Annotated in this window: 27 protein-coding genes and 1 tRNA gene; 8 read left to right on the top strand and 20 right to left on the bottom strand. The window is 62.8% G+C overall.

What is annotated here, in order from left to right:
• Nucleotides 1-5: 5 nt before the first annotated feature.
• The 5 genes from ACSQ3O_RS04925 (at nt 6) to ACSQ3O_RS04905 (ending at nt 3810) form a co-directional block, all read left to right on the top strand.
• On the top strand, nt 6-1226 hold the full coding sequence (locus ACSQ3O_RS04925) for a type II secretion system F family protein (RefSeq protein WP_436138051.1): 1221 nt from the start codon (nt 6-8) through the stop codon (nt 1224-1226).
• Nucleotides 1226-2098, top strand: coding sequence for a prepilin peptidase (locus tag ACSQ3O_RS04920; RefSeq protein ID WP_436138050.1), 873 nt, complete (start codon nt 1226-1228; stop codon nt 2096-2098). The genes ACSQ3O_RS04925 and ACSQ3O_RS04920 overlap by 1 nt, the downstream gene beginning before the upstream one ends.
• 13 nt (nt 2099-2111) lie before the next feature.
• Nucleotides 2112-2732 (top strand): dephospho-CoA kinase, encoded by a 621-nt coding sequence (coaE, locus tag ACSQ3O_RS04915; protein ID WP_436138049.1) that lies wholly within the window; start codon nt 2112-2114, stop codon nt 2730-2732.
• A 28-nt stretch (nt 2733-2760) separates the two neighbouring features.
• Nucleotides 2761-3516 (top strand): cell division protein ZapD, encoded by a 756-nt coding sequence (gene zapD / locus ACSQ3O_RS04910; RefSeq protein WP_137746798.1) that lies wholly within the window; start codon nt 2761-2763, stop codon nt 3514-3516.
• Between the two features lie 72 nt (nt 3517-3588).
• Complete coding sequence (locus tag ACSQ3O_RS04905; protein ID WP_436138048.1) at nt 3589-3810, top strand: DNA gyrase inhibitor YacG; 222 nt, start codon at nt 3589-3591, stop codon at nt 3808-3810.
• Nucleotides 3811-3959: 149 nt separating this feature from the next.
• Here the strand turns inward: ACSQ3O_RS04905 and ACSQ3O_RS04900 are convergent, their stop codons facing one another.
• The 5 genes from ACSQ3O_RS04900 to ACSQ3O_RS04880 all read right to left on the bottom strand — a co-directional run bounded on the left by ACSQ3O_RS04900 (nt 3960) and on the right by ACSQ3O_RS04880 (nt 10539).
• Nucleotides 3960-4400 (bottom strand): NUDIX domain-containing protein, encoded by a 441-nt coding sequence (locus ACSQ3O_RS04900; protein WP_436138047.1) that lies wholly within the window; start codon nt 4398-4400, stop codon nt 3960-3962.
• Nucleotides 4378-5250: an ATP-binding protein gene (locus tag ACSQ3O_RS04895; protein WP_436138046.1), complete on the bottom strand. Its 873-nt coding sequence runs from the start codon at nt 5248-5250 to the stop codon at nt 4378-4380. Before ACSQ3O_RS04895 ends, ACSQ3O_RS04900 begins: the two co-directional genes overlap by 23 nt.
• 63 nt (nt 5251-5313) lie before the next feature.
• The gene (argJ, locus tag ACSQ3O_RS04890; protein ID WP_436138045.1) at nt 5314-6543 is read right to left on the bottom strand and encodes a bifunctional glutamate N-acetyltransferase/amino-acid acetyltransferase ArgJ; all 1230 of its coding nucleotides are present in this window, start codon (nt 6541-6543) and stop codon (nt 5314-5316) included.
• Between the two features lie 153 nt (nt 6544-6696).
• A complete protein-coding gene (gene secA, locus ACSQ3O_RS04885; protein WP_436138044.1) occupies nt 6697-9450 on the bottom strand; it encodes a preprotein translocase subunit SecA in 2754 nt (917 codons plus the stop codon).
• 126 nt (nt 9451-9576) lie between these two features.
• Nucleotides 9577-10539 carry a M23 family metallopeptidase gene (locus ACSQ3O_RS04880; protein WP_436138043.1) on the bottom strand — a complete coding sequence of 321 codons (963 nt, stop codon included), beginning with the start codon at nt 10537-10539 and terminating at the stop codon, nt 9577-9579.
• Nucleotides 10540-10571: 32 nt separating this feature from the next.
• On the opposite strand from ACSQ3O_RS04880, the gene ACSQ3O_RS04875 reads away from it, so the two are divergent.
• Entirely contained in the window at nt 10572-10871 is a 300-nt protein-coding gene (locus ACSQ3O_RS04875; protein WP_436138042.1) for a hypothetical protein, read from the top strand.
• Nucleotides 10872-10915: 44 nt separating this feature from the next.
• Here ACSQ3O_RS04875 and ACSQ3O_RS04870 read toward each other — a convergent pair.
• The 6 genes from ACSQ3O_RS04870 to petA all read right to left on the bottom strand — a co-directional run bounded on the left by ACSQ3O_RS04870 (nt 10916) and on the right by petA (nt 15150).
• Nucleotides 10916-10991, bottom strand: a tRNA-Thr gene (locus ACSQ3O_RS04870).
• A gap of 49 nt (nt 10992-11040) precedes the next feature.
• Nucleotides 11041-11568 carry a ClpXP protease specificity-enhancing factor gene (locus tag ACSQ3O_RS04865; RefSeq protein ID WP_436138041.1) on the bottom strand — a complete coding sequence of 176 codons (528 nt, stop codon included), beginning with the start codon at nt 11566-11568 and terminating at the stop codon, nt 11041-11043.
• 55 nt (nt 11569-11623) lie between these two features.
• Nucleotides 11624-12235, bottom strand: coding sequence for a glutathione S-transferase N-terminal domain-containing protein (locus ACSQ3O_RS04860; protein ID WP_005794209.1), 612 nt, complete (start codon nt 12233-12235; stop codon nt 11624-11626).
• Between the two features lie 109 nt (nt 12236-12344).
• Nucleotides 12345-13106 carry a cytochrome c1 gene (locus tag ACSQ3O_RS04855; protein ID WP_137746807.1) on the bottom strand — a complete coding sequence of 254 codons (762 nt, stop codon included), beginning with the start codon at nt 13104-13106 and terminating at the stop codon, nt 12345-12347.
• A 17-nt stretch (nt 13107-13123) separates the two neighbouring features.
• Nucleotides 13124-14536, bottom strand: a complete 1413-nt coding sequence (locus tag ACSQ3O_RS04850; RefSeq protein ID WP_436138040.1) for a cytochrome b — start codon at nt 14534-14536, stop codon at nt 13124-13126.
• Between the two features lie 14 nt (nt 14537-14550).
• Nucleotides 14551-15150: a ubiquinol-cytochrome c reductase iron-sulfur subunit gene (petA, locus tag ACSQ3O_RS04845; protein ID WP_137746809.1), complete on the bottom strand. Its 600-nt coding sequence runs from the start codon at nt 15148-15150 to the stop codon at nt 14551-14553.
• A 151-nt stretch (nt 15151-15301) separates the two neighbouring features.
• Here petA and mscL point away from each other — a divergent pair, with 151 nt between their 5' ends.
• Nucleotides 15302-15733, top strand: a complete 432-nt coding sequence (gene mscL / locus ACSQ3O_RS04840) for a large conductance mechanosensitive channel protein MscL (protein ID WP_137746810.1) — start codon at nt 15302-15304, stop codon at nt 15731-15733.
• Nucleotides 15734-15913: 180 nt separating this feature from the next.
• Here the strand turns inward: mscL and pdxA are convergent, their stop codons facing one another.
• Together pdxA and ACSQ3O_RS04830 are read right to left on the bottom strand one after the other, a co-directional pair.
• The gene (pdxA, locus tag ACSQ3O_RS04835; protein WP_436138039.1) at nt 15914-16942 is read right to left on the bottom strand and encodes a 4-hydroxythreonine-4-phosphate dehydrogenase PdxA; all 1029 of its coding nucleotides are present in this window, start codon (nt 16940-16942) and stop codon (nt 15914-15916) included.
• Between the two features lie 124 nt (nt 16943-17066).
• Entirely contained in the window at nt 17067-17828 is a 762-nt protein-coding gene (locus ACSQ3O_RS04830) for a Nif3-like dinuclear metal center hexameric protein (protein ID WP_436138038.1), read from the bottom strand.
• A gap of 270 nt (nt 17829-18098) precedes the next feature.
• Here ACSQ3O_RS04830 and ACSQ3O_RS04825 point away from each other — a divergent pair, with 270 nt between their 5' ends.
• The gene (locus ACSQ3O_RS04825; protein WP_137746813.1) at nt 18099-19250 is read left to right on the top strand and encodes a trypsin-like peptidase domain-containing protein; all 1152 of its coding nucleotides are present in this window, start codon (nt 18099-18101) and stop codon (nt 19248-19250) included.
• A gap of 342 nt (nt 19251-19592) precedes the next feature.
• On the opposite strand, the gene tatC is transcribed toward ACSQ3O_RS04825, so the two are convergent.
• The 7 genes from tatC to ACSQ3O_RS04790 form a co-directional block, all read right to left on the bottom strand.
• Entirely contained in the window at nt 19593-20387 is a 795-nt protein-coding gene (gene tatC, locus ACSQ3O_RS04820) for a twin-arginine translocase subunit TatC (protein ID WP_137746814.1), read from the bottom strand.
• Between the two features lie 68 nt (nt 20388-20455).
• Entirely contained in the window at nt 20456-20917 is a 462-nt protein-coding gene (gene tatB / locus ACSQ3O_RS04815; RefSeq protein WP_298453579.1) for a Sec-independent protein translocase protein TatB, read from the bottom strand.
• 62 nt (nt 20918-20979) lie between these two features.
• Nucleotides 20980-21219, bottom strand: coding sequence for a Sec-independent protein translocase subunit TatA (gene tatA, locus ACSQ3O_RS04810; RefSeq protein ID WP_137746816.1), 240 nt, complete (start codon nt 21217-21219; stop codon nt 20980-20982).
• 108 nt (nt 21220-21327) lie between these two features.
• Nucleotides 21328-21684 (bottom strand): histidine triad nucleotide-binding protein, encoded by a 357-nt coding sequence (locus ACSQ3O_RS04805; RefSeq protein ID WP_108618233.1) that lies wholly within the window; start codon nt 21682-21684, stop codon nt 21328-21330.
• Between the two features lie 164 nt (nt 21685-21848).
• Nucleotides 21849-22898 carry a patatin-like phospholipase family protein gene (locus tag ACSQ3O_RS04800; protein WP_436138037.1) on the bottom strand — a complete coding sequence of 350 codons (1050 nt, stop codon included), beginning with the start codon at nt 22896-22898 and terminating at the stop codon, nt 21849-21851.
• Complete coding sequence (locus ACSQ3O_RS04795) at nt 22891-23277, bottom strand: DUF4870 family protein (protein WP_137746817.1); 387 nt, start codon at nt 23275-23277, stop codon at nt 22891-22893. Before ACSQ3O_RS04795 ends, ACSQ3O_RS04800 begins: the two co-directional genes overlap by 8 nt.
• The gene (locus tag ACSQ3O_RS04790) at nt 23274-23672 is read right to left on the bottom strand and encodes a phosphoribosyl-ATP diphosphatase (protein ID WP_436138036.1); all 399 of its coding nucleotides are present in this window, start codon (nt 23670-23672) and stop codon (nt 23274-23276) included. Before ACSQ3O_RS04790 ends, ACSQ3O_RS04795 begins: the two co-directional genes overlap by 4 nt.
• Nucleotides 23673-23675 lie beyond the last annotated feature (3 nt).

The following is a 23675-nucleotide window of genomic DNA, read 5'->3' as shown; positions in this document are numbered from 1 at the left end:
GCAGTATGGCGACCGTAGCATCAAAAAGAGATATCAAGGATTTTGTCTTCGAATGGGAAGGCAAAGATCGCAACGGAAAAATTGTTCGCGGCGAAATTCGCGCAGTTGGTGAAAATCAAGTACAGGCTACCTTGCGGCGTCAGGGGGTTTTTCCGACAAAGATCAAAAAGCGCCGAATGCGTTCTGGCAAAAAGATCAAACCGAAAGATATTGCCCTTTTCACCCGACAACTTGCGACCATGATGAAGGCTGGCGTCCCTTTGTTGCAAGCATTTGATATTGTAGGAAGAGGAAATACAAATGGCAGCGTTACCAAACTGCTCAATGACATTCGCGCTGACATCGAGACAGGGACATCACTGAATGGCGCCTTTCGCAAGTATCCGATGTATTTTGACAGCCTCTACTGCAACCTGGTTGAAGCAGGGGAAGCTGCGGGTATCTTGGAGGCACTGCTGGACCGGTTGGCCACTTACATGGAAAAAACTGAGGCCATCAAATCAAAAATCAAATCAGCTTTGATGTATCCGATCTCTGTGGTTATTGTTGCTTTCGTTGTTGTGACAGTGATCATGATCTTCGTGATCCCAGCATTCAAGGAAGTTTTCACATCATTCGGGGCCGACCTCCCAGCTCCGACACTTTTTGTGATGGCCGTGAGTGAAATTTTTGTTAAATGGTGGTGGCTGATTTTTGGTGTTCTGGGTGGCGGCTTTTTCTTTTTTATGCAGGCATGGCGCCGCAACGAGAAGATGCAAATGTTCATGGACCGCTTGCTATTACGCATGCCCGTCTTTGGAGCGCTGATCGACAAATCCTGCGTCGCACGTTGGACCCGGACCCTCTCCACCATGTTTGCGGCGGGTGTTCCTCTAGTGGAAGCGCTGGACTCGGTCGGCGGTGCTGCAGGCAACTCCGTGTACTCCCTTGCTACCGAGAGAATTCAGCAAGAAGTATCCACCGGCACCAGCCTGACTGCCGCGATGGGCAATGCCAACGTTTTTCCTTCCATGGTGCTGCAGATGTGCGCCATCGGGGAAGAATCCGGCTCCATTGACCACATGCTCGGCAAAGCCGCCGATTTCTACGAAGCTGAAGTGGACGATATGGTGGCAGGCCTTTCCAGCCTGATGGAGCCCATCATCATCGTGTTCCTGGGTACCCTGATTGGCGGCATCGTTGTTTCCATGTATCTCCCCATCTTCAAACTGGGGCAGGTTGTGTAATGGAGTTCGAGGTCTGGTCGGGCGCTGCCCTGGGCGGCGTCATTGGTTTGCTGATTGGCAGCTTCCTGAACGTTGTGATCTATCGGCTGCCCAAGATGATGGAGCGGCAATGGGCGGCAGAGCTGGCTCAGTTGGAGGCAGAAAAACAAGGCACGGAGCCTCCTGCGAGCACGCAGGAGCCCTTCAACCTCATGACCCCGCGGTCGCGTTGCCCAGGTTGCGGGCATGCGGTGCAATGGTATGAGAATGTTCCCGTCCTGAGTTATCTCTTTCTGCGGGGCCGGTGCTCTGCCTGCAAGACACGGATCAGCGTTCGCTACCCACTGGTCGAGCTCCTGACGGGGGCACTGTTCTTCTTCTGCATCTACCGCTGGGGTGTAACCCCGGCCGGTTTTGCGTGGTGCGGCTTTTCGGCAGCACTGGTGGCATTGGCCTTTATCGACTGGGACACCACGCTGTTGCCAGACGACATCACCTTGCCCTTGCTCTGGGCGGGCCTGCTCTCTGCCGCCTTTCAGTGGACTGCCGTTCCGCTGCATGCCTCCGTGGTGGGTGCTGCTGCCGGTTACTTGTCGTTGTGGCTGGTGTACTGGGGCTTCAAGCTGGCGACGGGCAAGGAGGGCATGGGGTACGGAGACTTCAAACTGTTCGCCGCGCTGGGCGCCTGGTTCGGCTGGCAAGCACTGGTGCCCATCATTCTGATGTCGTCGATCATTGGCGCCATCATCGGCATCGCCATGAAGGTCTTCAGCAGCCTGCGCGAAGGTGGCTACATTCCGTTCGGTCCGTTCCTGGTGGGAGCTGGGCTGACGGCGATGGTGTTTGGCCCCAACGCTATCCTGAACACAGTGCTGAGCGCGCTGGGGCTATAGCGTTAGCTCGACCATGGCAAACCAGAGGCGCCCGGTGCGCCTGGGCCTGACCGGCGGGATTGGCAGCGGCAAGAGCACCGTGGGCGGCATGTTTGTATCGCTCGGAGCCACCTTGATCGATGCAGACCAGATCGCACGCGATGTGACAGGCCCCCAGGGCGATGCCATGGATGCCATCCGCAGCACATTTGGCGACACGTTCGTGGATGACTCTGGCGCCTTGGACCGCACCAGGATGCGCCAACTGGCCTTCAGCGAACCAGAGGCCCGCACGCGGCTGGAGGCGATCGTGCATCCGCTCGTGACCCGCCACAGCCTTTTGCAGACGCAACAGGCCCTTGCCGCAGGCTCCCGCATGATCGTGCACGACATTCCACTGCTGGCGGAATCCGGCCGGTGGGCGCGCCAGCTGGATGCTGTGGTGGTCGTGGACTGTCCCGTTGAGACGCAGATCGAGCGGGTCGTGCAACGCAATGGCCTCGCACGCGAGGTAGTGCAAGGCATCATCGCGTCGCAAGCCACGCGCCATGCGCGTCGGGCAGTGGCCGATATCGTGATAACCAACGGGCCTAGCTGTACGCTGCCCGCATTGCAGGCCCAGGTGCGGCAAGCAGCCGCCCTGTTCGGGCTATGATGCACCAGAGCCTCAAGAATCCGCCAGCGTGATCCTTTACGAATACCCCTTTAACGAGCGTCTCAGAACCTATCTGCGGCTTGAGCAGTTGTTCCGCCGGTTGGGGGAGCTGATTCCCCGCACCCACGCGCTGGACCACCACTTCGCCCTGGTCACGATCTTCGAGATCATGGATGTGGCTGCACGGGCCGACCTGAAGTCGGACGTGCTCAAGGACATCGAAAAACACAAGCACCAGCTCGACGGTTACCGTGGCAATCCTTCCATCTCGGAGGCGGCACTGGACGCTGTGATCGCGCAGCTCGACCGGTGCTTCACAGCACTGAACGGACAAAGCGGGAAATCAGGCCACGCACTGACCGAAAACGACTGGCTGATGAGCATCCGCAGCCGCATCGGCATTCCCGGTGGCACCTGTGGGTTCGATCTGCCTGCCTACTACGCGTGGCAACACCACACCCCCGACGTGCGCCAGCAGGCGCTGGAGCAATGGGCGTCCACCCTCGCTCCACTGGCTGAATCGATCTATGTGCTGCTCAAGCTGCTGCGAGACTCAGGGGTCCCCCAGAAGGTGGCGGCAGAACGCGGCCAGTTCCAGCAGAATCTGCCACAAGGGCGCACGTTCCAACTGCTGCGCCTGCGCATCGACCCTGCCCTGAACCTCATTCCCGAGATCAGCGGCAACCGGCTGATTGTTTCCGTGCGCCTCATGCGGCTTGAAGGAGATGGTCGCCTGCACGCCTGCAACGAAGATGCGGCCTTTGAACTCACGCTCTGCGCCTGAGTCTTCGTTCAATGGCCTGCAACGCGCCAGGCCAAGCTGACTGAGCCCGGCGACCCGGAAGCACAACCCGCCATGACCCGCCCCACGCCCACGGACCCTCCAACCGCACGCACTGTGGCCTGCCCCAGTTGCGGCGGCGACAGCATCTACAGCCCCGCCAACGCCTACCGGCCTTTTTGCAGCGAACGCTGCAAGCAGGTCGATATGGGCGCCTGGGCCAGCGAGGACTTCCGCATGCCCGCCGAGGCCCCGCCAGCGGACGCCCAGTATGGCGATCCGCGCCTGCAGCATTGATGTGCGCACCGGGTCATCAAGAATTGCAGAAAATTGGCCGTCTGCGCCTGACTGCAAAGACTTTCAAGCTATTAAAAATATAGCGAACAGATTGGCCTTTCGGCCACATCCTGCACAGCGGGCAAGTGGCGCGACCACCCACCGGCCACTCACTCGGGGGTGAACACCAGGCCCCGCTCCTCGGCCAGCCATTGCAGTACCGGGTAGGCGCCTGGCAATACGGGGCTTACCGTCAACGGCATCTGCTGCCAGGCCATGGACTGGCCTTCGCGCATCTCGAACTCCCCCGTCCACGCCCAGACCTTGCACCAGTGCAGGCGCACCAGGGCATGGGGATAGTCGTGCTCCGTGACTTTCCAGACGCTGGCTGCCCCGATGGTCACGCCCAGCTCTTCGATCAGTTCGCGGCGCAGCGCCTCTTCCACCGTTTCGCCCGCCTCCAGCTTGCCGCCCGGAAACTCCCAATAGCCCGCATAGGGCTTGCCCGGTGGGCGCGTGGACAGCAGCATCGCGCCATCCGCGCGCAGCAAGATGCCCACGGCCACCTCGGTGTGTTTACGTGTTGTTTCAGCCACCGTGCCGCCCCGCATAGTCGCGCGCAAACTGGTAGGCGACGCGACCGCTGCGCGAGCCCCGTTCCAGCGCCCAGACCAGCGCCTCGGGCCGGGCTGCAGCAATGGCCGAGGCAGGCACGCCCAGCGACGACAGCCATTGCGCCGTAATGGTCAGGTACTCCTCCTGACTGAAGGGGTAGAAGCTCACCCACAGGCCAAAACGCTCCGACAGGGAAATTTTCTCTTCCACCACCTCGCCGGGATGCACCTCACCATCCTCGGTGTGGGTGTAGGTGAGGTTTTCCTTCATGTACTCCGGCAGCAGGTGGCGCCGGTTGCTGGTGGCGTAGATCAGCACATTGGGCGTGGCCGCAGCCACCGAGCCGTCGAGGATGGACTTGAGCGCCTTGTAGCCCGGCTCGCCGTCTTCAAAGCTCAGGTCATCGCAGAAAACAATGAATTTCTCAGGTCGGCCGGACACCACGTCCACGATGTCGGGCAGATCGGTCAGGTCGGCCTTGTCCACTTCGATGAGGCGCAGGCCCTGCGCCGCATAGGCATTCAGGCAGGCCTTGATGAGCGAGGACTTGCCCGTACCGCGTGCGCCAGTCAGCAGCACGTTGTTGGCGGGCTTGCCTTGCACAAACTGCTGCGTGTTGCGCTCGATCTTTTCCTTCTGGGGATCGATTTCCTTGAGGTCCGCCAGCGCCATCGCGGCCACATGGCGCACCGGCTCCAGGGTGCCATGGCCGCTGCTGCGCTTGCGGTAGCGCCAGGCGATGGCGGCCGACCAGTCGGGCGCCGAGAGCGGCTGGGGCAATACGGATTCGATGCGGGCGATGAGCTGCTCGGCACGCTCGATCAGATGTTCAAATTTTTGGTTCATTTTGGCGGCTACCGCGCGTCCATCATGCGCTAGCAGCTATCAAATCAGGAGTTCTACAGTGAATCAGGAGCGGTAGTCCGCGTTGATCGTCACGTATTCGTGGCTGAAATCGCAGGTCCATACCGTGTCCACAGCATCGCCACGGCCCAGCAGCACGCGCACCGTGATCTCGGCCTGCTTCATCACGCGCTGGCCGTCTTCCTCGCGGTAGGCGGGGTTACGGCCGCCCTGCACGGCCACATGCACGTCGTCCAGGTACAGGTCGATGCCGGTCTGGTCCAGATCGTCGATGCCCGCATAGCCCACAGCCGCCAGGATGCGGCCCAGGTTCGGGTCGCTGGCAAAGAAGGCGGTTTTGACCAGAGGCGAATGGGCAATCGCATACGCCACCTTGCGGCATTCATCGCCCGTCTTGCCGCCTTCCACCCGCACGGTGATGAACTTGGTGGCGCCTTCGCCATCGCGCACGATGGCCTGGGCCAGTTTCTGCGACACCGCCAGCATGGCCGCCTTGAGGGCCTGGCCCTCGGCACTGTCGAGCGAAGTGATGGGCGCGTGCGCGGCCTTGTTGGTGGCCACCACAACGAAAGAGTCGTTTGTCGAGGTGTCGCCGTCGATGGTCACGCGATTGAACGAGCCATCGGCCAGCTCGCGCGCCAGCTGCTGCATCACGCCAGGGGCCACGCAGGCGTCGGTGGCCAGAAAGCCCAGCATGGTCGCCATGTTGGGGCGGATCATGCCCGCGCCCTTGCTGATGCCGGTGATGGACACCGTTGCACCGCCAATCTGCGCCTGCGCAGAGAACGCCTTGGGCAGCGTGTCCGTGGTCATGATGCCTTCGGCGGCGCGCGCCCAGTGGCCTGGTTGTGCATCGGCAATCGCGGCGGGCAAGCCTGCTTCAATGCGGTCATTGGGCAAGGGCTCCATGATCACGCCGGTGGAAAACGGCAGGATCTGCTCGGGCGCCACGCTCAGCTGGCGCGCCATTGCGATGCAGGTAGAGCGCGCACGCGCCAGGCCGTCGGCCCCCGTGCCCGCGTTGGCATTGCCAGTGTTGATGACCATGGCACGGATCGGCTGGCCGCTGTTCAGATGTTCACGGCTGATCTGCACCGGAGCCGCACAGAAGCGGTTCTGGGTGAACACACCCGCCACGCTGGCGCCTTCGTCCAGCAGGAACACGGTGAGGTCCTTGCGGTGGGCCTTGCGGACGCCGGCTTCGGCAACACCAATACGAACACCGGCAATCGGATGCAGGTCGGCGGCAACAGGGGCAACAAGATTCACAGGCATGGGACGGGGCCTTTCTATCGGAAGGAGAGGGACGGATGCATGGTGGCTACAGAGCCTCGGCATCCGTCGATGAAGATTGGGGCCGATTATCCGGAAAACTGTGGCGCGCCAATGAAAACACGGGCCGAAGCCCGTGTTGTGTAGATCAGGAAATCAAGCCAGCTTGCCGTGGCACTGCTTGTACTTCTTGCCGCTGCCGCAGGGGCAAGGGTCGTTGCGGCCCACGCGGATGCCCTCCGGCAGGGCCTGGCCCACCGTCTGTGCATCCACCGTGGTTTCCACCTCGCCCGTTTCCGTGGGGGCGGTGTAGGTCACGTTGGCGATGCTCTCGGCGCGGATTTCCATGTCCTGCGCGGCCTGGTCCAGCTGGGCCTGCGACTGGATCTGCACGGTCATGAGGATCTTGGTGACCTCGTTCTTGACCTGATCGATCAGCTGGCGGAACAGCTCGAACGCTTCGCGCTTGTACTCCTGCTTGGGCTGCTTTTGTGCATAGCCGCGCAGGTGGATGCCCTGGCGCAGGTAGTCCAACGCAGAGAGGTGGTCGCGCCAGTTGGAGTCAAAGTTCTGCAGCAGCACCACACGCTCAAACTGCGTGAAGTTGTCGCGGCCCACCTGCTCCACCTTGTTGTCGAACGCAGCGTTGGCGGCTTGCAGCACTTTTTCCAGGATTTCGTCGTCGGTCACGCTGTTCGCGCCCTGCACGTCCTGTTGCAGTGCAATCGCCACCTGCCAATCTTCGGCCAACACCTTTTCGAGCGCGGGTAGGTCCCACTGCTCTTCCACCGACTCGACCGGCACATACTGGCGCACCAGGTCGGTCATGCAGTCTTCGCGCATTGCGGCAATCACGTCCGACAGATCGGACGCGTCGAGGATGTCATTGCGCTGCTGGTAGATGACCTTGCGCTGGTCATTGGCCACATCGTCATACTCCAGCAATTGCTTGCGGATGTCGAAGTTGCGGGCTTCCACCTTGCGCTGGGCCGACTCGATGCTACGGGTCACGATGCCGGCTTCAATGGCCTCGCCATCGGGCATCTTCAGGCGGTCCATGATGGACTTGACGCGGTCGCCCGCGAAGATGCGCATCAGCGAGTCATCCAGGCTCAGGTAAAAGCGCGAGGAGCCTGGGTCACCTTGGCGACCCGAACGGCCACGCAGCTGGTTGTCGATGCGGCGGGACTCATGACGTTCGGTCGCAATGATGCGCAGGCCGCCGAGGGCCTTGACCTTCTCGTGGTCCACCTTCCACTGCTCGCGCAGCGCAGCCACCTTGGCGGCGCGCTCGGATTCGGACAGGGATTCGTCGGCCTCGACGGCCGCCACATCCTTCTCGATGTTGCCGCCCAGCACGATGTCGGTGCCACGGCCAGCCATGTTGGTGGCAATCGTGATCATGCCGGCACGGCCGGCCTGGGCCACGATGTCGGCCTCACGGGCGTGCTGCTTGGCATTGAGCACCTGGTGTGGCAGGTTTTCCTTGTTCAGCAGCTGATCGATGATCTCAGAGTTCTCGATCGACGTCGTACCCACCAGCACGGGCTGGCCGCGCTCATGGCACTCGCGGATGTCCTTGATCGCGGCTTCGTATTTTTCGCGTGTGGTCTTGTAAACACGGTCCAGCTGGTCGTCGCGCTTGCTCGGGCGGTTGGGCGGAATGACCACGGTTTCGAGACCGTAAATCTCCTGGAATTCGTACGCCTCGGTATCGGCCGTGCCGGTCATGCCGGCGAGCTTGCTGTACAGGCGGAAATAGTTCTGGAAGGTGATGGAGGCCAGCGTCTGGTTCTCTGCCTGGATCTTCAGACCTTCCTTGGCCTCCACGGCCTGGTGCAGGCCTTCGCTCCAGCGGCGGCCCGACATCAGGCGGCCGGTGAACTCGTCCACGATCACGATCTCGCCGTTCTGCACCACGTAGTGCTGGTCGCGGTGGTACAGGTGGTTGGCACGCAGCGCTGCATACAGGTGGTGCATCAGCGTGATGTTGGCCGGGTCGTACACCGAGGCGCCTTCGGCAATCAGGCCATGGCTTGCGAGCACGCGCTCTGCGGTCTCATGGCCTTGTTCGGTCAGGAACACCTGGTGGCTCTTTTCGTCCAGCGTGAAGTCGCCTGGCTTGGTCACGCCTTCGCCCGTACGGGGGTCGGCTTCGCCCTCCTGGCGCACCAGCAGGGGCACCACCTTGTTCATGGCGACATAGGTGGCCGTGTGGTCCTCGGCCTGGCCGCTGATGATCAGGGGCGTGCGTGCCTCGTCGATCAGGATGGAGTCCACCTCGTCCACGATGGCGAAATTCAGGCCCTGCTGCACGCGGTCGGCGGCCTCATAGACCATGTTGTCGCGCAGGTAGTCGAAGCCGTATTCGTTGTTCGTGCCGTAGGTGATGTCGGCGCGGTAGGCTTCCTGCTTTTGCTCGCGTGGCATGTTGGGCAGGTTGATGCCCACCGTGAGGCCCAGGAAGTTGTACAGCCGCCCCATCCACTGCGCATCGCGGTTGGCGAGGTAGTCGTTCACCGTCACCACGTGCACGCCCTTGCCCGAGAGGGCATTGAGGTACACCGGCAGCGTGGCCGTGAGGGTCTTGCCCTCACCCGTGCGCATTTCGGAGATCTTGCCGTAGTGCAGCGCCATGCCGCCCAGCATCTGCACATCGAAATGGCGCATCTTCATGATGCGCTTGGAGCCTTCGCGGACCACCGCAAAGGCTTCGGGGAGGATATCGTCCAGCGACGTGCCCTTGGCTACGCGCTCCTTGAACTCTTGCGTCTTGGCCTTGAGCTGTTCGTCCGACAGCTTCTCGTACTCGGGCTCCATCGCATTGATGCGGGACACCGTCTTGCGGTACTGCTTGAGGAGCCGGTCATTGCGGCTGCCGAATATTTTGGTGAGGAAGTTGGTGGCCATGCGAACAGGACCGCTTGCCCGCTGCAATCAGCGCGCCAAGCGACCGAAATCCCTAAGATGAATTGAGTTCAGGTGGGTCCTTTGGCCGGGTTTGCAACCCAGGCAATGAACACCGGACCCGTGATTTTACCTGCCCGGGGTGGCCCCGGCCCCCTGTGCAGTGGCCACCTGTGCATTGGTGGCCGTGCCCCCGGCGCTCAGAAACTTCTGGGGGTCCTGAAAAACGCCCTGCACCAGCACTTCAAAGTGCAGATGGGGCCCGGTAGACCGCCCCGTGGTGCCCACCTCGGCAATCTTCTGCCCCCGGCGCACGATGTCCCCTTGCTTCACAAGGGTACGCGAAGCATGGGCGTAGCGAGTAATCAGCTGGTTGCCATGGTCCACTTCGATCATGTTGCCGTAGGCTGGGTGGTATTCCTGCGTCACCACCACACCCCCTGCGGCCGCCAGGATGGGGGTTCCGGTATCCGCCTGAAAGTCCAGGCCGGTGTGCAAGGCCGACTGGCCAGTGATCGGGTCCAGTCGCCAGCCAAACCCCGATCCTGCAGCCCGCCCAGTCACAGGCGCGTGGGTCGGCACCATCTTCTTGCGGATGTGCTGGTCAAACAACCGGGATTCGAGCACCGTCATCAGATCCACACGCTGGCTGGTCAGGCGCTCCAGCTCATCCAGCGTGGCCTGCAGCTCTTCCATTGACAGATTGTGGGCGCTGACCAGCGCACCACCACGCGCGTCCGCCTTCTGGAGATCACCCGGCGCCATACCAGCCAGCCCCAGGACACGCTCCCCCAGCGACTCCAGCTGCACCATGCGCGCCTGCATTTCGCCCACACGGCGCGCCATGGCATCAAGGTTGGCACGCATAAAGCGGTCACGCTCGGCAAACTCATCCTTGACCACCAGCCGCACGAGGGAGCCAACAATAGGCCAGCCCTCCCGCGCGCCCTTCAAAAAAACCCAGTGGTATAAGGTGGCCGCCACCAGCATGAGACACAGCGACAACGCCAAGCCCGCCAGAAGCAGGCGCGCGCCCGACAGATGAATGGCCCGGCTGCGCGCCAACCTGGCGTCCGTGATAATCAAATGCACTACGAATTCCCCACGCCCGAAGACGCCACACCATGAATCGCCGCCACCACGCTGTCACCGTGCAGCAAGCCAGCGCGGAATCTCCCACGCTGGCCAGGCTCACAGCGCTGACACGCGACTCCAGTGATCGGCTCAAGGCCATTGAATTGCTGATACCCGCAGCCTTGCGTCCAACCATCCAGGCCGGCCCCATTGATGGGGACAGCTGGTGCCTGCTGGTCAAGAGCAATGCCGCAGCGGCAAAAATACGCCAACTGCTGCCTGCGTTGCAGGCGCATCTGCGCAGTCGGGGGTGGGAGGTTAACGCGATTCGCCTGAAAGTTCAAACCTGACGGTCAACGCCAGAACCAGGGAATGCAGAAGAAAGCAAGAAAAATGGTGCCGGTTGTCGGAATCGAACTGACGACCTACCGCTTACAAGGCGGGTGCTCTACCAACTGAGCTAAACCGGCGAAGGCAGTATTTTATCCTGTAAATACAGCCCAAAAATCGAAAGCAGCGCTACTTGACGCGCTTGAGGGACGGGCGCGCACCACCAGAGGCAGGTGGAGGCCGGGGAGCATCGCCCCCGTCATCTTTGGCGCCGTCGTCACTGCCCACCAGCTGAACCACCCGGTCCTCTGCAGATGCAGGCGCCGCCACCGCAGGGCTCGCGGGCGCGGGCGCAGACGCCAGCACGGGAGGCACATCCCCGCCCGCCAACATGTCCACTGGCGGAGGGAACGCCATGCCCTGGCCATTTTCACGGGCATAGATCGCGATCACCCGGCCTACGGGCACCAGGATCTCACGGGGCTTGCCACCAAAGCGGGCCTTGAATTCAATGAAGTCATTGCCCAGCTGCAGCGCACTCGTGGCATCAAAACTAATGTTGAGCACGATCTCGCCATCCTTCACATACTCACGCGGCACCTGCACGGAATCGTCCACGCGCACAGCCACATAGGGCGTGAGCCCGTTGTCTGTGCACCACTCGTACAAGGCACGAATGAGATACGGGCGCGTGGAGGTGGATTCCTGTGCGGTCATTGGGATGGATGGATGCCAGCGGCGTGGATGGGAAGGAATGTAGACAGACCGCAGCTTACTTGCGCATGACCTTTTCGGACGGCGTCAGTGCCTCGATGTAGGCCGGACGCGAGAAGATGCGCTCGGCGTACTTGAGCAACGGAGCCGCATTCTTCGACAGGTCGATGCCGTAGTAGTCCAGACGCCACAGCAGCGGGGCGATGGCCACGTCCAGCATCGAGAAGTTGTCACCCAGCATGTACTTGTTCTTGAGGAACACAGGGGCCAGCTGCGTGAGGCGGTCGCGGATATGGGCGCGGGCCTTTTCCAGCGCCTTTTCGTTGCCCTTGGTCGCGCGCGATTCGAGCGTGTTCACATGCACGAACAGCTCTTTTTCGAAGTTCAGCAGGAACAGACGCACGCGGGCACGGTCCACAGGATCGCCAGGCATCAGCTGTGGATGGGGGAAGCGCTCGTCGATGTACTCGTTGATGATGTTCGACTCGTACAGGATCAGGTCGCGCTCAACCAGAATGGGCACCTGGCCATACGGGTTCATCACGCTGATGTCTTCGGGCTTGTTGTACAGGTCCACATCGCGGATTTCGAAGTCCATGCCCTTTTCGAACAGGACAAAGCGGCAGCGGTGGGAGAAGGGACAGGTCGTACCCGAGTAAAGCACCATCATGGTGGGAGGCTCCTAAAAATCAAAAGAGTGGGAGCCCAAAGCGCCCACTCTGCAAACAATCCAGCGGCACCCCGAAGGGCGCCTGATCAAGGATTGGCGGCTCGTGCTGTTACTTCACGTCCTTCCAGAAAGCTGCGTTCAGCCTCCAGGCAACGAGAGTGAAAACGCCGAGGAAAATCAGCACCCACACGCCAACGCGCACGCGGGTGTTCTGGGCGGGCTCGCCCATCCACTGCAGGTAGTTCACCAGATCACCCACGGTCTGGTCGAACTGCAGCGTAGTCATGGTCCCAGGCTTGACCTGCTCCCAGCCCTTGAAGACCTGGGTCTTGTGGCCGTGGCTTTCATGCTCTTCGAACACGGGGCGGCGGTCGCCCTGCATTTCCCACAGCACATGGGGCATGCCCACGCTCGGGAAAGCGAGGTTGTTCCAGCCCGTGGCCTTGGTCTCGTCACGGTAGAAGGTGCGCAGGAAGGTGTAGAGGTAGTCAGCACCCGTGCCACCGTGGCCAGCACGCGAACGTGCGATCACGGTCAGGTCGGGCGGATTCGCACCAAACCATTCCTTGGCCTGCTTGGGATCGATGGACGCCTTCATGGTCTCACCGACCTTGTCGGTCGTGAACAGCAGGTTGTCCTTGATCTGCTGCTCGGTCAGACCGATATCACGCAGGCGGTTGAAGCGCATGAACGCAGCCGAATGGCAGTTCAGGCAGTAGTTGACGAACACCTTGGCACCGTTTTGCAGCGAAGCCAGGTCGTTGGTCTTGTTGGGCGCCTTGTCCCAGGCAATGGTGTCGCCACCGGCAGCATGGGCTGCACCGGCGACCAGGCCCACAGCGGCGATCAACGTGAGGATGATTTTCTTCATTGTTGTTGTCTCCAGGCTCAGTGCGCCACAAAGGTCACGCGGTCGGGCACGGGCTTGGTTTCACCGATGCGGCTCCACCAGGGCATCAGCAGGAAGAAGCCGAAGTAGAACAGGGTACCCACTTGCGACACACGCTCGCCGATCGGCGATGGTGGCTGCACACCCAGATAGCCCAGGATCAGGAAGTTGATCACAAAGATGCCATACAGATACTTGTGCCAGTCAGGACGGTAGCGGATCGACTTGACCGGGCTGAAGTCCAGCCAAGGCAGGAAGAACAGGATGATCACAGCACCACCCATCACGACCACGCCCCAGAACTTGGCATCGATGGACAGCATCATGGCCACTACCACCAGGGCCACGCCCACGATGCCGGCCTTGATGAAGCTGGGCAGCTTGGCCTTGAGCACCCCAAAACCCGCACCCGCCACCACGCACAGGATCAGGGCATACATCATTTCGGTGGTGATGGCACGCAGCATCGAATAGAACGGCGTGAAGTACCAGACCGGCGCGATGTGCGCAGGGGTCTTGAGCGGATCCGCAGGGATGAAGTTGTTGTATTCGAGGAAGTAGCCACCGAACTCGGGTGCGAAGAACACCACTGCCGTGAAGGCCATGAGGAACATGCTCAGCGCGAAGATGTCATGCACCGTGTAGTAGGGGTGGAAGGGCACGCCGTCCAGCGGTTTGCCGTTGGCATCCTTGGGCGCCTTGGGGCCCTTGATTTCCACGCCATCGGGGTTGTTGGAGCCTACATCGTGCAGCGCCAGCAAGTGCGCCACCACCAGGCCCAGCAGCACCAGCGGCACGGCGATCACGTGGAAACTGAAGAAGCGGTTCAGCGTCGCATCGCCCACCACATAGTCGCCACGGATCAGCAGAGCCAGATCAGGACCGATGAAGGGGATGGCAGCGAACAGATTCACGATCACCTGAGCGCCCCAGTAGGACATCTGACCCCAGGGCAACAGGTAGCCCATGAAGGCCTCGGCCATCAGGCACAGGAAGATCGCGCAGCCGAAGATCCAGACCAGTTCGCGCGGCTTGCGGTAGCTACCGTAGATGAGACCCCGGAACATGTGCAGGTACACCACCACAAAGAACGCCGAAGCGCCCGTGGAGTGCATGTAGCGGATCAGCCAGCCCCAGGGCACATCGCGCATGATGTACTCGACTGAAGCGAACGCCAGGTTGGCGTCTGGCTTGTAGTGCATGACCAGGAAGATGCCGGTCACGATCTGGATCACCAGCACCACCAGGGCCAGCGAGCCAAAGATGTACCAGAAGTTGAAGTTCTTCGGAGCGTAGTACTCCGACATGTGCACCTTGTAGGCATCGAACGCGGTCGGGAAGCGGTTCTCGAACCAGTTCGTGACCTTGGCGCCTGCCGAGGCGTTGGGAGAGATTTCCTTGAATTCAGCCATGTCGTCGTGCTCCTTCAAGCCTTCTTGTCTTCACCGATCACGAGGCGCGTGTCGGACAGGTACATGTGCGGAGGAACTTCAAGGTTGTCGGGCGCGGGCTTGTTCTTGAACACGCGGCCGGCCATGTCGAACGTGGAGCCATGGCAAGGGCACAGGAAGCCACCCTTCCAGTCATCGGGCAGCGAAGGCTGGGCACCGGTCTGGAACTTGTCCGACGGCGAGCAACCCAAGTGCGAGCAAATGCCCACACCCACAAAAATCTCCGGCTTGATCGAACGCGCTTCGTTGCGCGCGTACTCGGGGGTCAGCTCGGAAGGCTTGCGCTCGGACTTGGGGTCGGCCAGCTGGCTATCGAGCTTGGGCAGCTCTGCGAGCTGCTCGGGCGTGCGCTTGATGATCCAGACGGGCTTGCCGCGCCACTCCACGGTGACTTTTTCTCCAGGCTTGAGGGCGGAGATATCCACCTCTACCGCAGCCCCGGCGGCTTTTGCGCGCTCGGAAGGCTGGAAGGTACTCACGAAAGGGACGGCAGTTGCCACGCCGCCCACCGCACCAGCACATGCTGACGTGATGATCCACGTCCGCTTGCTGGAGTCGATTGGAGTGTCACTCATGGGGATCCTCGATTGATCATCGCTAGATTGGGGTCAACCGCGAATTGTAGCGGAGTGAAAATGGTTATTTCAACGCGTTCGTCTGTCTTGACAGCCCATTGTGCTGAGCAATACTCCCGCATCAACATCCATTCGCACAAGGAGCAACAACATGGGGATGATGCAAGAGTTCAGGGAATTTGCGGTCAAGGGCAATGTGGTGGACCTCGCCGTGGGGGTCATCATCGGTGGCGCCTTCGGCAAGATTGTGGATTCTGTCGTGTCCGACCTCATCATGCCGGTGGTCGGCCTGGTGTTCGGCAAGCTCGATTTTTCCAACCTGTTTGTGGTGCTGGGCACGATCCCGCCAGGTACGGGCACCACGCTGGATGCGCTCAAGAAGGCCGGGGTGCCGGTATTTGCCTATGGCAACTTTTTGACGGTGGGCGTCAATTTCCTGATCCTGGCGTTCATCATCTTCATCATGATCAAGCAGATCAACCGCCTAAAGCGCGAAGCCCCGGCACCCGCACCTGAAGCCCCTGCAGCCCCCGCAGAAGACATCGTGCTGCTGCGCGAAATCCGGGACAGCCTGAAAAAGTAAACACCCCCTGAGTCGCTTCGCGCCTTCCCCCTCTCTCGCATGGCTGCGCCATGCGAGAGAGGGGGACGCCCCCAGCGCGGCGGGGCGGCCCTTGCGCGGGGGCACTGGGTTTGGCTGCGCCAGTTTCGCAGGCTGCGCACCACCCGCCACCGGGGCGCGGGCAGCATAAACACCGACCTGCTACGTGGACAACTGGCGGGCCATGTGCACCGCCTCCACAAGACTAGAGGCATCGGCAATGCCCTGCCCCGCGATGTCAAACGCCGTGCCATGGTCGGGGCTGGTGCGCACCAGGGGCAGGCCCAGCGTCACGTTCACCCCCTTTTCCACCCCCAGGTACTTCACCGGGATCAGGCCCTGGTCGTGGTACATGGCGATCACCACATCGAACTCGCCCGCGCGCTGTGGCGTGCTGCGTGCGCGCATGAACACCGTATCGGGCGCAAACGGGCCATGCACATCCAGCCCCTGGGCACGTGCTGCAGCGATGGCGGGGGCGATCACCTCCAACTCCTCGCGGCCAAACAGGCCGCCCTCCCCTGCATGGGGATTCAGCCCGGCCACCGCGATGCGCGGCACACGGCCCAGGCTGCGCTGCAGTGCTGCATGGGTGATCTGCAGCGTCTGCAGCACGTTGTCGTGCGTGACGGCCGCCAGCGCATCGCGCAGCGACACATGGATGCTGACCAGCACGGTGCGCAGCTCGTCGTTGGCCAGCATCATGCGCACGGGCATGCGGGCCAGCGGCACGCTCTGGTGGGCTGCAGCCTCGGCTTGCAGCAGCTCGGTGTGCCCCGGAAAATCCACGCCCGCAGCAGACAGCGCCTCTTTGTGCAGCGGCGCGGTGACCAGCGCCGCCACCTCACCGCGCAATGCAGCGCGGGCCGCCCAGACCACGCAATCGGCCGCCGCCCGCCCCGCTGCGGCGCTGACCTGGCCCCAGGGCTGAGGGCCCGGAATGCCCGGCACTGGCAGCACGGGCATGCAGCGCGGGGGCATGGCCAGCGCCTCTTGCGGTGCACTGATCTGGGCCACCGGCAAGCCCCCCACACCCGGCCGCGCAATGGCCTGCGCCGCACGCCGCAGCGTGGCCACATCGCCCGCCACAAAACAATGGCGCAGCACCTCGGGCGCGTCGCGGAAGGCCTTGGCCACGATCTCGGGACCGATGCCGGCGGGGTCTCCCTGGGTGATGGCAATGGTGCGCATGATTCTTTGAAGCTTTTTTGTGCCGCTACCGCGCTATTAGAAAGCCTTGGCAGCTATAAATAAGTGAGCACCCGTTCTACGCAGCAGATGCAACCGACACGGGATGCAACGGCCAAGCAGGCGGCTACGCGGGGTTGTCGATCTCGATGAACTGGTGGTCCAGCCCGCACTGCGCCGTCACATGGGCGGCCACGGCAGGCGCGCCGTAGCGCTCGGTGGCATGGTGCCCGGCAGCGATGAAGCCCACACCCATCTCGCGCGCCAGGTGGGCCTGGGGTTCGGAGATTTCACCGGTGATGAACGCATCGGCACCCGCTGCAATGGCCGACTCGAAGTACCCCTGGGCGCCCCCGGTGCACCAAGCCACACGGCGGATAGGCCGCTGCGCGCCAACTGGCGGGGGCTGCACCACCGTCACGGCACGGCCCAGCGCCTGCGCCACATGGTCGGCCAAGGCCTGGCCGCTGGCAAAAGACGCCGGCGCGGAGAACCCCAGGTCCTGCTCGCCAAACCGCGCATCGGCGGCAAAACCCAGCACCCGGCCCAGTTGCGCGTTGTTGCCCAGCTCGGCATGGGCATCGAGCGGCAGGTGGTAGGCAAACAGGTTGATGTCGTGCGCCAGCAGCAGCTGCAGCCGCTGCTTCATCCAGCCCGTGATGCGGCCATCCTGCCCGCGCCAGAACAGGCCATGGTGCACAAAGATGGCGTCTGCGCGGGCAGCAATGGCAGCCTCGATCAGGGCGCGGCTGGCGGTCACGCCGCTCACCACGCGCTGGATCTCGGCCTTGCCCTCGACCTGCAGGCCGTTGGGGCCGTAGTCCTTGAAGCGCTCGGGTTGCAGCAGGCCGTCGAACGCCTGCAAAAGTTGGTGGCGAGAAATGCTCATGGTGCTATTGTCGCGCGCAGCCTCGGCCACTGCGTCAGAGACATTGGTGGTGCGAAGGGACTGCGAGGAGATGCATAGCAAGGCAGGCAACGCCGCCGCGAACCCGCTGCAGCCCAGGCCCGTTGTGGATTTCTTGGATTCGGTGGACCCACCCCCACATGGGGGACAATGCCGCCGTGACAGCGCGCCGCAGCCGCCCATGCGTGGCGCCCGGCCCGCGTCCACGCTCCATCGCCCACCACCTCGTACGTGCATTGGCACGTGAATTTCATGAAACGACTCTGGCTGCTGTTTTCCCAGACCGTGACGGTGCTCGTTGCGGCCTATTTTGTTGTCGCCACGCTCCAGCCCGACTGGCTGGGCCGGGGCACCACGCGCTCAGGGGCGGGCATTGCGCTGCTGGAGGCGCCCGCCACGCCGCCCTCCCAGCCTGCGGCGGGCAGCTTCAGCGGTGCGGCGCGCAAGGCCGCACCGGCCGTGGTCAGCATCAACACCAGCAAGGAAGTGCGCCACCCGCGCAGCAACGACCCCTGGTTCCAGTTCTTCTTTGGTGACCAGGGCAGCCAGGCCCAGGCGGGCCTGGGCAGCGGCGTGATCGTGAGCCCCGATGGCTACATCCTCACCAACAACCATGTGGTCGAAGGCGCCGATGAGATTGAAGTCACCCTCACCGACAGCCGCCGCGCCCGTGCGCGCGTGATCGGCACCGACCCCGACACCGACCTGGCCATCCTCAAGATCGAACTCGACAAACTGCCCGTGATCGTGCTGGGCAATTCCGACGGGCTGGACGTGGGCGACCAGGTGCTGGCCATTGGCAACCCCTTCGGCGTGGGCCAGACGGTGACCAGCGGCATCGTGAGCGCGCTGGGCCGCAGCCAGCTGGGCATCAACACCTTCGAGAACTTCATCCAGACCGACGCGGCCATCAACCCCGGCAACTCGGGCGGCGCGCTGGTGGACGTGAACGGCAACCTCATGGGCATCAACACCGCGATCTACTCGCGCTCGGGCGGCAGCATGGGCATCGGCTTTGCCATTCCTGTGTCCACGGCGCGCATGGTGCTCGACGGCATCGTGAAGGACGGCCAGGTCACGCGCGGCTGGATCGGCGTGGAACCCAACGAACTCTCGCCCGAACTGGCGGAGACCTTTGGCGTGAAAAAGGCCACCGAGGGCGTGATCATCACCGGCGTGCTGCAGGACGGCCCCGCCGCCCAGGCAGGCATGCGGCCTGGCGACGTGATCGTGCAAGTGGATGGCAAGAAGGTGGGCAATGTGTCCGAGCTGCTGAGCGCCGTGGCGGCACTCAAGCCCGGCACCAGCTCGGCCTTCAACGTGCAGCGCGGGGACAAGCTGGTGGAGCTGAGCATCAACCCCGGTGTGCGCCCCCGGCCGCAGCAGCGCAATATCCGGAGATAAGGCGGGAGGGGGCAGCAAGCGGGCAGGACTCGTGGCGTGGCCCGGACTGCAGGGCAAACGCATCTGCCCCACCCTGCCCTGTCCTGGCCTAAGACGACGCCCACAGGGATCACCATCACTGGCGGTGGCAGATCCAAGACAAGCACTTTTAGCTATCAAAAATATAGCTACAAGTGCTTTATAGATGCGCGGTAACGGCCAACTTTATTCAAAATCAGCCACCCAAACAGGGTCAGAGGCGGGCACAGGCCGCTGTGGCCTTGACCCGCTCAGCTTGCCCCACGCATGTGCTGGCGCAGGGTGCGCCAGGGGTTGCTCTGTACACCCCCGGCGTTGAGAACCTCAGGAGGCCGAGGCGGACTCTTCCGCTTCTTCCGGCGCTTTGGTGTGCTTGATGAAGATCTGTGCCGCCCAGATGCCCACCTCGTACAGGATGCACATGGGGATGGCCAGCGACAGCTGAGACACCACATCGGGCGGGGTGACCACGGCGGCGATCACGAAGGCGACCACGATGAAGTAGCCCCGGAACTCGCGCAGCTTCTGCACGCTGACCACGCCCATGCGGGCCAGCACCACCACGGCGATAGGCACTTCGAACGCCAGGCCAAAGGCCAGGAACATCGACAGCACAAAGCTCAGGTAGGCCTCGATGTCAGGCGCGGCCGTGATGCTCTTGGGTGCAAAGCTCTGGATGAACGCGAACACCTGGCCAAACACCAGGTAATAGCAAAACGCCACGCCGATGAAGAACAGCAGCGTGCTGGAGATCACCAGCGGCAGCACCAGCTTCTTCTCGTGCGAGTACAGGCCGGGCGCCACAAAGGCCCACACCTGCCACAGCACAAACGGCAGCGCCAGCAAGAAGGCCGACATCAGCAAGATCTTGAGCGGCACCATGAAGGGCGAGATCACCGAGGTGGCGATCAGCGTGGCCCCCTTGGGCAGATGCGCCACCAGGGGCGCCGCCAGAAAGTCATACAGCGCGCCAGGGCCGGGGAAGAAGAACAGGATCGCCGCCGCAATCGCGATGGCGATCATGGCCTTGACCAGCCGGTCGCGCAGCTCCATCAGGTGCTGCACAAACGGCTGCTCGGTGCCGGCCAGCTCGTCTTCTTTGGTGGGGGTTTCGGACATGGTGGGTTTTCAGGGGCGCACAGGGCGCCCATGCAGCGCCGCGCACAAAAGTCCGCGCGGCATCATCGTCAATGGAATTTCTGGGGGCGGAAGCGGGCCACGCGCGCCGCGCCCGACTGCGCCTTGGTGCGCACACCGCTTCTGGACTTGTACCACTGGGGCACGGCACCGCGCTTGAGGCGCCAGTTCTTGCCCGGGTGCTTGTAGGCGGGCACCACCGTGGTCTGCTCGTTCAGGGCCGCAGTGGCGGTGTCGGTGGCTTCGGCCCAGTCCTTCTCGAACTCGCTGGCGCTGGTCTGGATGGAACTCTGCACATCGCGTGCGGCGTTCTCGACCGTGTCCTTCATCTTCTTGAGTTCGTCCAGCTCCATCGACCGGTTGACCTCGGCCTTCACGTCGGACACGTAGCGCTGGGCCTTGCCCAGCAGCGTGCCCACGGTGCGCGCCACACGGGGCAGCTTTTCGGGGCCGATGACGATCAGCGCCACGGCGCCGATCAGCGCCATCTTGGACAGGCCGATATCAATCATGGATGGATCAGGCGCAAAGGCAAAACAGAGTGCAGCGTGTGCCGGTCAGCAGCCACAGCGGCTCAGCTCTTTTGCTTGGCTTCGACATCGATGGTGGTCTTGTCGCTGGCCTGGCTGTTGGCCACCTGACCTGCGGGAGGCGTTGCAGCGTTGTCGGGGGTGGAGCCGTCCTTCATGCCGTCCTTGAAGCCCTTGACGGCGCCCCCGAGGTCGGAGCCCATGTTCTTGAGCTTCTTGGTGCCAAACACCATGACAACGATCAGCAGCACAATCAGCCAGTGCCAGATGGAAAAAGAGCCCATGGAATATCTCCTAACGAATTGCAACCATTTTAGACGGGGGCTGTGACCAAAGTTCGGCACACAGGCCCCCAAGAGCGGGAAACCACCGGCTCGCGCCGTCAGCCTGGGTCAGCCTTTAAGCCACGGACGGGGGCCGCCCATCACGTGGACATGCAGGTGGTGGATTTCCTGTCCGCCTTCCAGACCGGTGTTTACCACGACGCGAAAGCCACCCTCGGGGTACGGGTTGCAGCCTTGCTCCAGGGCCAGCTTCGGGGCCAGCGCCATCATGCGCCCCAGCACGCCCGCATGCTCGGCAGTGACCTGGGCCATCGAAGGGATATGCAGCTTGGGAACCATCAAGAAATGCACCGGCGCCCAGGGGTGGATGTCGTGGAAGGCGAAGATTTCTTCGTCCTCATAGACCTTCTTCGAAGGAATCTGGCCCGCGATGATCTTGCAGAAAAGGCAGTTCGGATCGTGCATGGAAAAAATGTCAAAACGAAGTTAACAGTTCAGCGGGCGCTGCTCGGCCCCCAAAGCGATTGAAACCGGCGTACCCGAGACCAGTGCCACCGTGGAACTGGCTCCGCCAGGCCACGGGTGGCATTCCCCTGAGGGGGAAGGCGCCGCAGGCGACACAGGGGGCTTCACGCATTTTCAGCGATCTTGATGGAGGGCCGCACGCCCACATCCTTGCGGTGCGCCTGCAGCCATTCCTGCCCGGCCGTGCGGCCCAGCGCGAACAGCTTGCGCACAAAGGGAAGGTCCGCGCGGGTCTTGCTGTCTGCCCCGAAGGGCGCGAGCACGGCGCCGCCGTCGATGCGGTGCATGCGCACGCTCTTGTAGCGGCGCGGGTCCAGCTTGCCCTCGGCCAGCAGGCGGCGCACGAACTCGATGGCGCGCATCTCGGCCAGCAGGCTGGCGTTGAAGGTGACCTCGTTCATGCGCTCCATGATCTCGGGGCCGGTGTGGGGCAGCTCCAGGTGTTCGATGGGGTTGATCTGCACGAGCAGGATGTCGGAGGTTTCGGTCTGGTAGATCAGCGGGTGCAGCGCGGGGTTGCCCGAATAGCCGCCGTCCCAGTAGTGCTGGCCGTCGATCTCTACCGCCTTGAACAGCAGCGGCAGGCAGGCCGAAGCCATCACCGCATCGGCGCTGAGCCGGGGGCCGGAGAAGATCTCGCCGCGCCCCGTGCGCACATTGGTGGCGCACACAAACACCTTGGGCCCGCCTGCGGCGCTGATCGCGCGACGCTCGGAACACAGCAGGTCAAAGTCCACCTCGCGCTCCAGCAGGCGGCGCAGCGGGTTGATGTCGAGCGGGTTGGTCTGGTAGGGCGAGAGCCATTGGCTGATCATGCCCAGCATGGGGTTGGCGGCCGACAGGGGCGAGCCCCACATCAGGCTGCCCAGCGTGCCCACGCCCTCCCACAGGCGGGTGAGGGTGTCGCGCGCCTGCTGGCAACCGGCCTGGTGCGCCTCATGCGGGTCTTTGTGTTCCTTGGCGGCTGTGGCAAAGCCGTGGGCCAGCGCCACAGCATTCATGGCGCCGGCGCTGGCGCCGCTCACGCCATCGAACTGCCACTGCCCGTCTTCGAGCAGCGCGTCCAGCACGCCCCAGGTGAGCGCACCGTGCGAACCACCGCCTTGCAGGGCCAGGTTCAGGCGCGGCAGCGGGGCTGCGGGGGCTTCAGGCATCCACCGCCCGGTTGTTGCTCATGGCCAGCATGCCGCGCACGATGCGGTACAGGAACCACAGCGAAATGATGCCCCAGGCAATCCAGCCCGGCGCAATCAGCAGCAGCCACAGGGGTGCAGTCACGATGTACAGCACGCCCACCCAGATCGTCGAGCGGATGCGCCAGGAGAAATGATTGGCCTGCCAGGTGCCTTCGGCATCGCCGCGCTTGACCAAGTCGATCACCAGCGCAATCACCAGCAGCAGTGCGCTGGCCTGTGCCCCCGGCAGCACCGCCCCCACGGCCACGATGAGGTGCAGCACATAGCTGACCCAGCCAACGTTCTTGAGGCCCTGGGCCTTCTGGTCGTTGGTCTGCACATCGACGATGTCGCTCATGAAGAACCCTCCTCGGTGGCACGCGCATCGGCCTTGCGCAAGGCTTTTTCTTCGATGCCGCTGGTGCCCTCGCGGCGCTCCAGCTCGACCAGCACGTCGGCGGGCGTCAGGCCGTAGTGGGCCAGCGCCACCATGGAGTGGAACCACAGGTCCGCCACCTCGTACACCAGCGTGGACTTGTCCGCGCCATGGTCTACGTCCTTCGCCGCCATCACCACCTCGGTGGCCTCTTCGCCGATCTTCTTGAGGAAGGCATCCGGCCCCTTGTGCAGCAGGCGCGAGACATAGCTCGTCGCAGGGTCGCCGCCATTGGCAGGCTTGCGGCTTTCAATGACGGCGGCCAAACGCGCGAGCGCGTCTTGCGACGCGGGGGCGAGGGAATCGTTGGAACTCATGGG

Source organism: Acidovorax sp. LjRoot74, assembly GCF_964254355.1.
Lineage (GTDB): Bacteria > Pseudomonadota > Gammaproteobacteria > Burkholderiales > Burkholderiaceae_C > Acidovorax.
Note: the sequence above shows the minus strand (reverse complement) of the source record. Positions and strands in the feature narration are given on the sequence as shown.